The 12,356-nt window shown below is 67.0% G+C and carries 13 protein-coding genes; 5 read left to right on the top strand and 8 right to left on the bottom strand.

Annotated elements, in window-relative coordinates; translation table 11 throughout:
• A complete protein-coding gene (locus U4Y88_RS00305; protein WP_321781534.1) occupies nucleotides 1–564 on the bottom strand; it encodes an isochorismatase family protein in 564 nt (187 codons plus the stop codon).
• 35 nt (nucleotides 565–599) lie between these two features.
• Nucleotides 600–1,085 carry a MarR family winged helix-turn-helix transcriptional regulator gene (locus tag U4Y88_RS00300; protein WP_321781533.1) on the bottom strand — a complete coding sequence of 162 codons (486 nt, stop codon included), beginning with the start codon at nucleotides 1,083–1,085 and terminating at the stop codon, nucleotides 600–602.
• Nucleotides 1,086–1,255: 170 nt separating this feature from the next.
• On the opposite strand from U4Y88_RS00300, the gene U4Y88_RS00295 reads away from it, so the two are divergent.
• The 3 genes from U4Y88_RS00295 (at nucleotide 1,256) to infA (ending at nucleotide 3,983) form a co-directional block, all read left to right on the top strand.
• Nucleotides 1,256–2,818: a methyl-accepting chemotaxis protein gene (locus tag U4Y88_RS00295; protein ID WP_321781532.1), complete on the top strand. Its 1,563-nt coding sequence runs from the start codon at nucleotides 1,256–1,258 to the stop codon at nucleotides 2,816–2,818.
• Between the two features lie 259 nt (nucleotides 2,819–3,077).
• Nucleotides 3,078–3,281 carry a cold-shock protein gene (locus tag U4Y88_RS00290; protein WP_065064791.1) on the top strand — a complete coding sequence of 68 codons (204 nt, stop codon included), beginning with the start codon at nucleotides 3,078–3,080 and terminating at the stop codon, nucleotides 3,279–3,281.
• Between the two features lie 438 nt (nucleotides 3,282–3,719).
• A complete protein-coding gene (gene infA, locus U4Y88_RS00285) occupies nucleotides 3,720–3,983 on the top strand; it encodes a translation initiation factor IF-1 (RefSeq protein ID WP_065064888.1) in 264 nt (87 codons plus the stop codon).
• A gap of 178 nt (nucleotides 3,984–4,161) precedes the next feature.
• Here the strand turns inward: infA and U4Y88_RS00280 are convergent, their stop codons facing one another.
• Nucleotides 4,162–4,629, bottom strand: a complete 468-nt coding sequence (locus U4Y88_RS00280; protein ID WP_321781531.1) for a YaiI/YqxD family protein — start codon at nucleotides 4,627–4,629, stop codon at nucleotides 4,162–4,164.
• Between the two features lie 242 nt (nucleotides 4,630–4,871).
• On the opposite strand from U4Y88_RS00280, the gene U4Y88_RS00275 reads away from it, so the two are divergent.
• Nucleotides 4,872–5,222: a hypothetical protein gene (locus U4Y88_RS00275; protein ID WP_321781530.1), complete on the top strand. Its 351-nt coding sequence runs from the start codon at nucleotides 4,872–4,874 to the stop codon at nucleotides 5,220–5,222.
• 18 nt (nucleotides 5,223–5,240) lie between these two features.
• Here the strand turns inward: U4Y88_RS00275 and ptrR are convergent, their stop codons facing one another.
• Nucleotides 5,241–6,146, bottom strand: coding sequence for a putrescine utilization regulator PtrR (gene ptrR / locus U4Y88_RS00270; RefSeq protein WP_321781529.1), 906 nt, complete (start codon nucleotides 6,144–6,146; stop codon nucleotides 5,241–5,243).
• Between the two features lie 99 nt (nucleotides 6,147–6,245).
• On the opposite strand from ptrR, the gene U4Y88_RS00265 reads away from it, so the two are divergent.
• Nucleotides 6,246–7,637 (top strand): aldehyde dehydrogenase family protein, encoded by a 1,392-nt coding sequence (locus tag U4Y88_RS00265; protein ID WP_321781528.1) that lies wholly within the window; start codon nucleotides 6,246–6,248, stop codon nucleotides 7,635–7,637.
• 485 nt (nucleotides 7,638–8,122) lie between these two features.
• Here the strand turns inward: U4Y88_RS00265 and U4Y88_RS00260 are convergent, their stop codons facing one another.
• The 4 genes from U4Y88_RS00260 to U4Y88_RS00245 all read right to left on the bottom strand — a co-directional run bounded on the left by U4Y88_RS00260 (nucleotide 8,123) and on the right by U4Y88_RS00245 (nucleotide 12,274).
• Nucleotides 8,123–8,365 carry a hypothetical protein gene (locus U4Y88_RS00260; protein ID WP_321781527.1) on the bottom strand — a complete coding sequence of 81 codons (243 nt, stop codon included), beginning with the start codon at nucleotides 8,363–8,365 and terminating at the stop codon, nucleotides 8,123–8,125.
• Between the two features lie 179 nt (nucleotides 8,366–8,544).
• Nucleotides 8,545–10,476, bottom strand: a complete 1,932-nt coding sequence (locus U4Y88_RS00255; protein WP_321782224.1) for an AI-2E family transporter — start codon at nucleotides 10,474–10,476, stop codon at nucleotides 8,545–8,547.
• Nucleotides 10,477–10,839: 363 nt separating this feature from the next.
• Nucleotides 10,840–11,475, bottom strand: a complete 636-nt coding sequence (locus tag U4Y88_RS00250) for a phospholipid-binding protein MlaC (RefSeq protein WP_224011706.1) — start codon at nucleotides 11,473–11,475, stop codon at nucleotides 10,840–10,842.
• Between the two features lie 523 nt (nucleotides 11,476–11,998).
• Entirely contained in the window at nucleotides 11,999–12,274 is a 276-nt protein-coding gene (locus U4Y88_RS00245) for a hypothetical protein (protein ID WP_321781526.1), read from the bottom strand.
• Nucleotides 12,275–12,356: the final 82 nt, after the last annotated feature.

Raw genomic sequence — 12,356 nt, 5'->3', positions numbered from 1 at the left:
TCAGACGCTCCTCGCGGCAAGTAAATCGATGATGTCCTGAGCCACGCCCGTTTCGCCCAGGCGGGGAAAAACGTGCGCGATGCTGTAGTCGTGCGCCTCGGCGCGCGCATCGGTCATGGCGTCGATCGCGAGGCTCACGTTGAAGCCGAGTTCGTAGGCCTGACGTGCGGTCGATTCGACGCCGGTGCCGGTCGCAACGCCCGTGATCACGACTTGCGTGACGCCCAGCGCCTTCAAACGCGCGTCGAGCGCGGTGTGAGCGAATGCGCCCCACGTGCGCTTCGTCACGACGATATCGGCGGGTTGCTGATCGAGATCGTCGATGAAATCCGTCCAGCCTTCGGGCAGCACGTCGTGGCGTCGCGGCCGCTCCGTGCGTCCGGGCGCGATGCCCGCCACGTTGACCAGCACGACCGGCAAGCCGCGCGCGCGAAACGCGCGCAGCAACGCGCGGGTCCGTTCGATCACGGGTTCGATGGGATGCACGAAGGGCGCACCCACGATGCCCTTCTGCAAGTCGACGACGATGAGCGCCGTGTTGGGGTCGAGCGCGGTGTAAGGCATGAGATTCCGTGGCGTGACTGGCGTGACGATGCGGTTTAGAAGTCGGCGAGACGTTGCAGCAGCTTCACGGCATCGGCGAGCGCGGCCCGCTCTTTCGCCGAAAGCTGCGCCTGCAGCGCCTGCACGAGCCAGTCCTCTTTCGCGGCGCGGCTCGCGTGCAGCTTGCGCCGGAACGCGGACGTGAGCTTGATGAGCGTTTTGCGGCCGTCGTCGGGATCGGCCTCGCCCTCGACCACGCCCAGCGCCTCCAGCCCCGCGACGGTGATCCGCATGGACTGCGGCTTGACGCTTTCGGCGCGCGCCAGTTCGGAGACCGTGGCCGGACCGCTGCGGTCCAGATGCACGATCACCGACTTCTGCGACGAGGTGAAATCGCCGGCCTGCGCCTGTCCGCGCACACGCCGGACCAGTTTGCCGACGGCCACGCGCAACTCGCCCGCCAGCGCGGGCAGATCGGTGGCGCTGTCTGTGACGCTATTTGTGGCGTTATCGGTCGAGTGGGAAAGGGATCGCGTTGTCATGGGCGAAGACTAGCATATATACAGTTAAACTGTACATATAAACTGTATAAATTGCGCCCGAGCGCTCGCCGCCCCCAAGGGTAAACACCCAACGAACCCGATTAATTTCCAGTGCGAACGTGCCGTTATACTTTCCATACACGGCATGATGTTTCGTATATGGAACAATAATGAAAAGCCTGACTATCAATTTGCGACTCGCGCTGACGGTCGTGACACTCGGGGCACTGGTGGTGGCGATGGGCGTTGTCAGCCTGATCGGCATGGATCTGACCAATCGCGCGCAGCACGACGCGTATGCGGTGCATTTCGCTTCGGCGGTGGCGCTCGGCAAATCGGGCACGGCCATGTCGCGCGCGCGCTTCGGTCTCGACTGGGCGGTGGCGAATCCGCATTCGCCGCAACTCGGCCCGCAGCTCGACCGCGCGCAAATGCTGCTCGCCGAATCGGACCGCTGGTGGCAGCAGTTCCGCGCGCTGCCCAAGACCGCCGAACTCCAGGCGCTCACCGACGACCTCGACGCCAAACGCGGCGCCGTGCGGCGCGACGCGATCGACCGCCTGATCGCCGCCATCCGCAGCGGCGACACGAGCTGGATGGACGAGCACCGCGCCGCCGAGCTGATCGGCCTCTACACCGCGATGAACACGAGCCAGGGCGCGCTCGAAAACTATCTCGACGAAGCCGCGCGACGCGCCGACGCGCAATCGAGCGAGCGCTTCCACACGCTCGGCGTGGTGTGCGGCGCGAGCATCGCGCTGGCGCTGCTGATCGCGTTCCTGAGCTGGCGCGGCCTGCGTCGCGCGGTGATGGACCCGCTGCGCGCGGCGATGGCGCATTTCGAGGCAATCGCGGCCGGCGATCTCACGACCCGCGTCACCGCCCATCGCGCCGACGAAATGGGCCTGCTGCTCGACAGCCTCGCAGCGATGCAGACGCGCCTGCGCGAGACGATGGAGCAGGTGCGCAGCGGCGCGAACGCGATGGCGACCGCCACGCAGCAGATCGCCACCGGCAATCTCGACCTCTCGCAGCGCACCGAGGAACAGGCGTCGTCGCTGGCGCAGACGGCTTCGGCCATGCAGGAGCTGATCGGCACGGTGCAGGCCAACGCGGTCCACGCGCAGCAGGCGCGCGAACTCGCGCTCGGCGCCTCCGACGTGGCCGGGCGCGGCCGCGACGCGGTCACGCGCATGGAGCAGACGATGCACGAGATTCATGCCAGTTCGTCGAAGATGACCGACATCATCGGCACGATCGAGAGCATCGCGTTCCAGACGAATATCCTGGCGCTCAACGCGGCGGTCGAAGCGGCGCGGGCGGGCGAGGAAGGCCGCGGCTTCGCCGTGGTCGCGGGCGAGGTGCGCAATCTCGCGCAGCGCGCCTCGGCGGCGGCGCGCGAGATCGGCGCGCTGATCGCGGGCTCGACGGGACGCGTGGCGAGCGGCGCGGAACTCGTCACCGAGGCGAGCGGCGCGATGGCCGAGATCCAGACCTCGACGACGCGCGTCGCCACGCTGATCCACGAAATCGCCGCCGCCTCGCGCGAGCAGAGCGACGGCATCGAGCAGGTCGGCCTCGCCGTCACGCAGATGGACGAAGTCACGCAGCAGAACGCGGCGCTGGTCGAAGAAAGCGCGGCGGCCGCGTCGTCGCTCGCCGAGCACGCGAATTCGCTCAATACGCTGATCGCCGGGTTCAAGGTCGAGGGCGGCGTTGTGGCGCCGCTGTGACGTATGAGGCGCCCGTCGCGCACTTCGCCTGAAAGGGCGAGCGATCCGCAACGCCGCACGCACACAAGCCACTTGACCAGATGCCAGACTTCGTGTAATGTCGACAGGTAAATCTTCAGCTGTGTCTGCTCATCTTTTGCCGCTACCGGTCTGCTTTGGCTGATCGACATTAGCGGCTCTCGTTGACCTCTCCTGCTTGATACTTTATTCGCCCTTTCCGGGGCGCATGTGTGTTTATTGTTTATTCAAGGATTTTCTAGTGGAAACCGGTACCGTCAAGTGGTTTAACGACAGCAAGGGCTTTGGCTTCATCACCCCGGACAAGGGCGGCGACGACCTGTTCGCTCACTTCTCGGAAGTGCGTGGCACGGGCTTCAAGACCCTGGCAGAAGGCCAGAAGGTCAGCTACGAAACCAAGCGTGGTCCGAAGGGCCTCCAGGCTTCGAACATCACGCCGCTGTAAGGTGTTTGCATCGCGTCCGGCCTCTGGCTGGACGCGCTTGCCCTGTCTCAGACCGTGGCTGTCACACGCCACGCGTATCTTGTGCGTGTTCCCGCGTTTGTGTTCGCTGCGCCCGCAGGCCAGGACACCTGGTGCACACGCGCCCGATGGTCGTTCCGGCGGATAATCTGGCTCACGCCAGCACGTCCGTGTTCACGGTTGGCTCATCAAGAGCACGAGTTGCCCACGCATTGGCGGACGAACGTCGCGGTGCGGGATCGCCTGATTCTGGCGGCCGAGGGCCTCGCCGTTGCCGGTTCCCGAGCGCATTTGCCGTCTCGTCCGCGTGCATCGCGGGCGCGGGGCACCGGGCAACCGTAGCGAGCCGACGGCGTTCGTACAGGGCATCTCAGCGCGCTCCCCGCGAGCGCGGCATTGTGTATTTCAGGAGGAATGGATTTGGCGAAGGAAGAACTGCTTGAACTCGACGGCGTCGTCGACGAAGTGCTGCCGGACAGCAAGTATCGCGTCACGCTCGAAAACGGCGTGGTCGTGAACGCTTACGCGTCGGGCCGCATGCGCAAGAACCACATTCGCATCATCGCGGGCGACCGCGTCACGCTCGAATTGTCGGTCTACGACCTGACGAAGGGCCGCATCAACTTCCGCCACAAGGATGCATCGGGCGGTGGCCCGCGTCCGGCGCAAGCTCGTCGCCGCTAAGCAGTTAGCCCGCAGTTAGCCGCTGAACGGCCGTCCCCGGCGCGAATGCCCGGGTGAGGCCGTCGTCGGCGTGTGCCCGCTTACCCGCGCACCTCCCGGTAGCGCGCGGCGCGGGCACGGCTGTTTTCGTCTGACGCATGCATTAATTGCATGGTTTGGCCGCATTCATCCGGTCGACTCATGACGTCCCGCGCTTCGGTGTGGCGGCCGTCGCGAGGAATCGATCCAGCTGGCCCGCAAAGGTCCGGCTGTCACGCAGCGCATAAGGCGCCGGGCCGCCGGTGTCGATCCCGGCGCTGCGCAGCTGCTCCATCGCGTCGCGCACCGTCAGCCGCTCGCGAATATTCTCAGCCGTGAACCAGCTCCCGCGCGGATCCAGCACGCGTGCGCCCTTGTCCAGCACCGCCGCCGCGAGCGGAATGTCGGCCGTGATCACCAGATCGCCGGGCTCGGCCATTTCGACGATGCGTTTATCGGCCACGTCGAAACCGGCGGGCACCTGAATCGAGCGGATGAACGGCGACGGCGGCGTGCGCAGATATTGGTTCGCGACCAGCGTCACGATCACTTCGACGCGGCGCGCCGCGCGAAACAGGATGTCCTTCACGACGACGGGACACGCGTCGGCATCGACGAGGATTTGCATGGGGTTCGCTTGCTGAAGGGCTTGAAGACAGGCTCAAAGAAAACTACGCGCCGACACTATATCGGATCGCGTCACCGCGCCGGGCGCGCAGATTTTTCAAGCGCCAGAGCAGCGCTTACCGCGTCGATCGCTCTGACCGCTCGTCGTCGCGCCTGAGATCCAACGTCAGACGGGGCAAGGCCGCGATTGGCATGGTCCATGCAGATCATCGAACACGATCACCCGATTCAGGGAGTCAAACGATGAGCACGCCATCCAGCGACAGCAATGCACGTGACGAGCGCGCCAAACGTGACGAGCGCGCCGACGCCCCCGACACGCCGCCCGACGACGACACCCGCCCCACCGACCTGCCCAAACCCATCGGCGACGCCATTCCCGCGCCGACCGAACCGGGCCTCGATCAGCCGCTGCCGCCAAAATCGCGCGACAAGACGCCTGACGACAAGTCCGACGTCAAGCCGGACCAAACGCCCGAACCCGCGCCCGATCAAGACGCCCCGCCCGTCGACCTGCCCCGGCCGTTCGGCGACGCCGTCCCCGCGCCTGCCGAGCCGGGCCTCGATCAACCCTTGCCGCCCAAGCACGGCTAGCGCTTCACCGACACGCCCTCACGCGCTCGCACTTTCCCCAGTCTGCCCGGCCTGCGCGCCCGCCTTGCGCTGCGTCTCCAGCATCTCGACGAGCCGCTGCACGGCCGGCGAGCGCAAATCGCGCCGCCACACCAGATAGATATTCACCTTGCGATACGCCGCCGGCAGCCGATGCGCCTTGACCGCACTGCGGTTCGGCAGGCTGTCGAGCAGGCTCGCGGGCATGAGCGCGAGCCCCGCGCCCGCCGAGACGCACGCGAGCATGCCGTGATACGACTCCATTTCGAAGATGCGCCCCGGCGCCGCGCCGTCCTCCTCGAACCAGCGCTCGAAGGTGCGCCGGTACGAGCAGTTCGAGCGGAACGCGTAGAGATTCGCGCCGTTCACGTCGCGCGCGCATTTGATCGGCGCGCGGTTCGCGGCGGAGATCAGGATCAGTTCGTCGTCGAAAACGGGTACGCCCGTGAGCGCAGGATGCGCGACCGGGCCGTCCACGAAAGTGGCCGCCAGCTCGCCTTCGATCACGCGGTCGATCAGTTCGCCCGACGGCCCCGTCGAAAATTCGAGCGTCACATCGGCATAACGCTGGTGAAACGCCGCCAGCACGGGCGGAATATGCACGGCCGCGGTGCTTTCGAGCGAGCCGAGCGGCAGCGCGCCGCGCGGCTCGTCGCCGGCCACCGAGAGTTTTGCTTCGTCGACGAGATCGAGAATGCGGCGCGTGTAGTCGAGAAACGCCGCGCCCGTCGCCGAAAGCCGCAGCCGCATCTTCTCGCGGATAAACAGTTCCGCGCCCAACTCCTCTTCGAGCTGGCGCAGCCGCGTGGTGAGATTCGACGGCACGCGATGCAGGCGCTGCGCGGCGGCCTGCACGCTGCCCGCGTCGGCGATTTCCCTGAAAATCTGCAATTGGGCCAGTTCCATGCATTCGCTCCGAGAGAACAATTTGTTCAATATTATTCACTTTCACTGAGCATTGCCAGCCCGTATCCTTGCAGCAATCACTCGCTCAAGGAGCCCACCATGACCGCAGCAACCCGCACGGAACACGCCGTCTCGCTCAATCCCGCAACCGGCGAGATCATCGCCCGTCACGCATTCGACAGCCGCGAGGCCGTCGAGGCGGCGCTCACGCGCACCGCCGCCGCCGCGCGCATCTGGCGCGACACGCCCGTGGCGCAACGCGCGAACGTGCTGGTCCAGCTCGCCCGTGTGCTGCGCGAGCGCAAGACCGAATTCGCGCTGATGATGGCCGACGAAATGGGCAAGCCCATCGCCCAGGCGCGCGGCGAAGTCGAGAAGTGCGCGGCGCTCTGCGAGTGGTACGCGGAGAACGGCCCGGCCATGCTCGCGCCCACGCCCACGCCGGTTCTGCAAGGCACGGCGCGCCAGGAATTCCGTCCGCTCGGCCCGATTCTCGCGGTGATGCCGTGGAACTTCCCGATCTGGCAAGTGCTGCGCGGCGCGGTGAGCATGCTGCTCGCGGGGAACACCTACGTGCTCAAGCACGCGCCTAACGTGATGGGCAGCGCCTACCTGCTGCGCGACGCGCTCGCCGCCACCGACCTGCCCGCCGGCGCATTCGAAGTGCTGAACCTGCCGCCGGAAGACGTCGCGCCGGTGATCGCCGACCCGCGCATCGCCGCCGTCGCCGTGACCGGCAGCGTGCGCGCGGGCGCGGCCATCGCCCAGCTCGCGGGCGCGGCGCTCAAGAAGTGCGTGCTGGAACTGGGCGGCTCGGACGCCTTCATCGTGCTCGCCGACGCCGATCTCGACGAAGCCGTGCGCTCCGCCGTGCTGGGCCGCTTCGGCAATACGGGCCAGGTCTGCCTCGCGGCCAAGCGTCTGATCGTCGAAGCGCCGGTGGCCGCCGAATTCGAGGCGCGTTTCGTCGAAGCCGTCAAGGCGCTGCGCATGGGTTCGCCGCGCGATGAGGCGAACTTCATCGGCCCGATGGCGCGCTACGATCTGCGCGACGAGCTGCACGGCCAGGTCGAGCGCACGCTCGCCGAAGGTGCGCGCCTCGTGCTGGGCGGGCACAAGGTCGAAGGTCCGGGCAACTACTACGAACCGACCGTGATCGCCGACGTCCAGCCCGGCATGACGTCGTTCCGCGAGGAACTGTTCGGCCCGGTCGCGTCGATCATCGTCGCGCGCGACGCGCAGCACGCGGTCGAGATGGCGAACGACAGCGAGTTCGGTCTCGGCGGCACGATCTGGACCCGCGACCTCGAACGCGCGGACGCCATGGCCGCGCAGATGGAAACCGGCGCGGTGTTCATCAACGGCGACGTGGCGACGGACCCGCGCGTGACGGTGGGCGGCGTGAAGAAAAGCGGTTTCGGCCGCGAGCTGTCGAGCTTCGGCATGCACGAGTTCTGCAACGTGCAGACGGTCTGGACCGACCGCCGCTAAGCGCACGGGAATCGGCGCGCGGGCGCAAAGCGCAAGGCTCAAGCCGAAAACGTTCAGCGATGCTGAACGTCAGGACGCGACATGCCGCAATACGCCGCGACATGCCGCGACACCCGGCGAAAGGACGGGTTTGTCCTGATGCACCGAATCGCGGTGTCATCCGTTAATCCGTTCATGGAGCGCGGCGAAGGGCCGCCTGACTTGCCGGTCCGGCGCCGCGTGCCATACCCTGTCCCCGTTCATTCTGGGACCATGCAGAGTCGAAGTATTCAGCGCCGACGGGAAGCCGCCGGCGCTTTTTTTTGCGTGCGCCGGAAGCGAAGAAAAAGAAAAAACGGGGATAGTTCGAACGACGAAAGAACTTCGCCGAAACAGATATCGCTGCGGCACGCTCACTTGCGCGCGCCGCGTTCGATGTTCAATAGACGTTTAATGGACGCTCAATCGACGTTCAATCGATGCATCAACCGATGCTCAATCGACATTCAATGCGCGTCGTAACTGCCGGCTTCCTCGTGCGGCACGAGGCGCGTTTGCGCGCGGCCGAGCGCTTCGAGCAGCGAACGGCCTGCGCTCGTGAGCGACAGGCGGCGAATGCCTTCGGCGCGCTGTTCGAGCGCGACGAGCTGACGCTCGAAAAGAATATCGAGTTCGTGGCGGTTCATATCGATCTGCTCCGGCGCGTGGCGGATCAGCATCAGCGTGGCAAACTCGTGGGGGCTTAGCACTTCTCCTCTCCTTGATCGACACCTCTGGAATGCAACCAGGGGCGCAGGGCCGCATATCATCGGGGTGCAATGTGACGCGCGCGTGACTGTCATATTGCGTGTCACGCGCAAACAACGTTCGACACGCTCGCCACACTTTCCCCGTCTGCCCGGATCGCCGAGTTCGCCGACGCGTTCGCTCAGCCTCGCGGCTGGACGAGCGCCGTGCCGCACGCCTCCACCAGATCGCGCAGCGTTGGCGCGAGTTGCGTGAGGGCGTCGTCGGCGATGCTCATGCCTTCCTCCCTGCGCACGGCGCGAATGCCCACCACGATCGACGCGTCGGGCGCACGCTCGCGCAGCCGCCGCACCAGGTTGCGGAGATACGGCGGCGACTCCGCGGCGTCGAGCGACACCACGCAGACCGCGCTCGTCTGCGCATCCACCATGCCCGCGCGCGTGGCGCGCACTTCCTCGTAGGTGGTCGCCGCGCTCGGAATCTTCGCGCGCCCGAGCAGCTGGCAGACGACCGCCACCGCCACGTCGTCGAAGGCGCCGCGCCCCGGCACGCAGAGCACCGCGCGGCCGTCGTCGGGGATCTCGGCGGGCAGTTCGGCCGCCAGCCCGGCGGCGTTCTGCTTGCGCGCGCCGTGTCCGCCGTTGCCGTTGCCGTTGCCGTTGCCGTTGCCATTGCCGCGCGACGCATGGCGCGAATCGTCCACGGAATCGAGATCCTCGACGATATCGAGCAGCGCCTGGTTGATGCGCGCGATCTGTTCGGCGGGCAGCACGCCGCGCAGCACGTCGTTGCGCGCGAAGCGCAAGCCTTCGAACACGACCTGCTCGTAATAGTCGATCAGCGGCATCTCGTTGAGCAGGCGGTCGGCCTGCAGCAGCGCTTCGTGCGGATCGTCGGCGAGCAGACGCTGATAGCAGGTCTGCGCGGGCGTGAGCGCGGGCTGGTCGCCGAGCAGGATGGTCAAAAAGTTCAGGCGATCCACGTAACGCCCGAGCGTGACGATGCACAGCGTGAGCGGCGTCGACAGCACGAGCCCGACCGGCCCCCAGAGCCAGCTCCAGAAAATCGCCGCCACCACCACCGCGAGCGGCGACAGGCCGGAGCGGCGGCCGTAGAGCATCGGCTCGGCGAACTGGCCCGCCACCACATCGACGACGATGAAGAAGACCAGCGTCCACACCGCCATCGTCCATTGCGGCTGGATGGCGGCGGCGAGCAGCGTGGCGAGCACGGCGGCGATCCAGATGCCGATGTACGGCACGAAGCGCAGCAGCGCCGAGAGCGCGCCGAACAGCAGCGCGCCCGGCACGCCGATGCCCGCCAGCCCGATCGCCAGCACCGCGCCCACCGAAACGTTCACGCCGAGCTGGGCGACGAAGTAGCGCGACAGGCGCTCGGAGGCGTCGTTGATGGCGGTGGTCGTGCGGTGCAGGTCGTCGGAGCCGAACACGCTGATCAGGCGGTCGCGCAGATCCTCGCGCTGCAAGAGGATGAAGATCGTCACCACCAGCACGATGAAGCCGGTCTCCAGCGGCGCGACCACCGGCGAGAACGCGCGCTGCGCGAGCTGCAGCGGCGTGGGCGCGGGCGTGTGCACTTCCACCGGCATCGGCTGCTGCGGCTGGTTGCGCGCGGCGCGGCCGCGCGGCTGCGGCGGCGCGGGCGGCGGCGTGGGCGTTACGCGTTGCAGCGCGACGGCGGCGCGCGTCATCAGCGAATCGGCGCGGCCGACGGTCTTTTGCTGCACCGTCTGCACCTTCTGCTCGATCTCCTCCTGATACTGCGGCAGGTCGGCGGCAAGCTGCACGATCTGCGCGCCGATCAGCGCGCTCACGCCCGCGAGCGCGAGCACCGTGGCGAGCACGGCGATCAGGATCGACAGGAACTCGGGCAGCCGCACGCGCCGCAGCGTGTTGACGAGCGGCGCGAGCAGAAAGCTCAGCAGCACCGAGAGCGTGATCGGAATCAGCACCGCGCGGCCGAAGTACAGCGCGCAGACCACCGCCACGCCGGTGATGACCGAGGCGAGCGTGTGGACCGTGGGCGTGCTCGGCGGGAACACGCGGTTGCGGCGGCCCGTGGCCGAGCCGGGATGCGGCACCTGCCAGGGCATGGGGTACGGTCGGCCGGACGCGTCGTCGGACAGGCGCTCGGCGGCGCCGTCGGAAGCGGCATGCGGCCCCTCGGAAGCGGAATCCGACGGTCGGCGAGACGACGCGTCGGGCGGCAGCGGAAAATTCATGGCGAAGCGGTCAGCGTTGCGGTAAGGGTTCGGGCGTCGGCGCCCGTCTGGTTTTCATCGTAGTCGCCCGGCTCCAGGCGCGGCGGCGGGCGGGTCTGCGTGCGGCTTTGCGTACGGCTTTGCGTGCGGCTTTGCGTGTTAGTCCCGGTCATTCAGAGCATGGCGCGCGCCGGGACGTGAGCGTAACGCATGTGCGCCGCGCCGCGCAGTTCCAGGCGGCTCCGGCGCGGCACGTCAAGGCTTGCCCGCCTGCAACTCCTGGTTGCGCGAGCTGAGGAACTGGATCAGCCCGTCGACGCCGCCCTGCTGGATCTTCTCGTTGAACTGCGCGCGATAGGTCTGGATCAGCCACGCGCCGAGCACGTTCAGGTCGTAGAGCCGCCAGCCCTGCGGCGTCTTGTAGAGCCGGTAGTCGATCTCGACGGGCTTGCCGCTCGTCTGCGCGAGCGTGCGCACGACCACGTCGGTGTCGCCGGGCGCGTTGCGCATCGGCTGATAGTCGATCTGCTGGTCGGGCTTGAGCTGCGCGAGCGCGCCCGCATACAGATGGATCAGCAGGAGCTGGAACTGCTCCATCACCTGTTGCTGCTGCGCGGGCGTCGCCTGACGCCAGTGCGGCCCCATCGCGAGCTGCGTGGTGCGGCGGAAATCGACGTAAGGCAGGATGTCGCGATCGACGATGGCGCGAATGCGGGCGATATCGTCGGGCGCGATGGACTGCGCGCGCACTTCGTCGAGCACCTGCTGGGTCGCCGTCTTGATGAGCGCCTGCGGGTCCGACTGGTCGACCTCCTGCGCGGCGCGCGCGGCCGGGACGAAGCCCGTCACGAAGCTGGTGAACAGCGCGGCAAGCAAAAAGAGCCTCTTCATTCGATATCTCGTCCGTCTCGATCGTGGGGAAGCGGGCCGGCGCGCGACGCTGCGCGGGCGCGGGGCGGATGGGCGGCGCGAGGACCGCTGACGACCAGTCTAAAGCGTCGCCGCCAGCGCGGCCGCGATGCGGGCAGCGGGCCGGTGCGCGGCGGGTGCCGGGCGGACTGAAAACTGGCTGAAACTGGCTGAAATCGCGGCGGCGATCGCGCAGTGACTGCGGCCCGTGACGGAGTCCGCGTCGCGGTTCGACGTCGCCCGAAGTCGACCGGAAGTGCGCAAGCGTAACGCAACGCCGGGCTGCGCCCGAGGCGCGCTGTTACGTTACGTTACATATGAAGAAACCTGGTTACAGATGTTTCCCGGTGACGGCCAGCATCTGTCGGCGCATGACTTGAGGATGACTTCGGGATGACAGATGTGCCGCAAATGCGCCGCAGAGGCGTGGAAATTCAGATCGCTAAAATGTGACGGCCGGCACGGCTTGCGCCGCACCGGCCCTGATTGCGCGCTTATGAACAGCTCAATCGCGCTTCCTCCCTACACTACCCTGCCTGTTAGCCATCTGCCAGCCGGCCTGGGCCGTGGGCTCGGCGAAGAACGCCTCCAGCCCGAACAGCCAGGCGACGCACCACGACAAGCGTGACAGCACGTCGCCGCCTAAAACACTCCCTGCATCCTGCTCGTCCCCGGATTGCGCGTCCGGCAAGCCCGGCGACGCGGTGAACACGGCCCCTGCCGTTCCGCTCGCAAGACTGCCCGGCGTCGATTCCTGTCGTGAAACGGGATCGATCTTCATGTGGCACCCCTCTCCTCGTTTTTGTGTGTGGCGGGCTAACTGGAGCAAGCTCCGTACCAGCCGCGTTTTCGGCCTGCAAGCC

The sequence above is a fragment of the Paraburkholderia sp. J94 genome (genome assembly GCF_905220285.1).
Lineage (GTDB): Bacteria > Pseudomonadota > Gammaproteobacteria > Burkholderiales > Burkholderiaceae > Paraburkholderia > Paraburkholderia tropica_A.
The sequence above is the reverse complement of the archived record's forward strand: the minus strand, read 5'-3'. Positions and strand labels throughout refer to the sequence as shown.

What these genes read in the sequence shown, in the direction of transcription:
- U4Y88_RS00305 (WP_321781534.1), bottom strand. Translation starts at nt 564, where the DNA reads ATGCCTTACACCGCGCTCGACCCCAACACGGCGCTCATCGTCGTCGAC.
- U4Y88_RS00300 (WP_321781533.1), bottom strand. Translation starts at nt 1,085, where the DNA reads ATGACAACGCGATCCCTTTCCCACTCGACCGATAACGCCACAAATAGC.
- U4Y88_RS00295 (WP_321781532.1), top strand. Translation starts at nt 1,256, where the DNA reads ATGAAAAGCCTGACTATCAATTTGCGACTCGCGCTGACGGTCGTGACA.
- U4Y88_RS00280 (WP_321781531.1), bottom strand. Translation starts at nt 4,629, where the DNA reads ATGCAAATCCTCGTCGATGCCGACGCGTGTCCCGTCGTCGTGAAGGAC.
- U4Y88_RS00275 (WP_321781530.1), top strand. Translation starts at nt 4,872, where the DNA reads ATGAGCACGCCATCCAGCGACAGCAATGCACGTGACGAGCGCGCCAAA.
- ptrR (WP_321781529.1), bottom strand. Translation starts at nt 6,146, where the DNA reads ATGGAACTGGCCCAATTGCAGATTTTCAGGGAAATCGCCGACGCGGGC.
- U4Y88_RS00265 (WP_321781528.1), top strand. Translation starts at nt 6,246, where the DNA reads ATGACCGCAGCAACCCGCACGGAACACGCCGTCTCGCTCAATCCCGCA.
- U4Y88_RS00255 (WP_321782224.1), bottom strand. Translation starts at nt 10,476, where the DNA reads ATGCCCTGGCAGGTGCCGCATCCCGGCTCGGCCACGGGCCGCCGCAAC.
- U4Y88_RS00250 (WP_224011706.1), bottom strand. Translation starts at nt 11,475, where the DNA reads ATGAAGAGGCTCTTTTTGCTTGCCGCGCTGTTCACCAGCTTCGTGACG.
- U4Y88_RS00245 (WP_321781526.1), bottom strand. Translation starts at nt 12,274, where the DNA reads ATGAAGATCGATCCCGTTTCACGACAGGAATCGACGCCGGGCAGTCTT.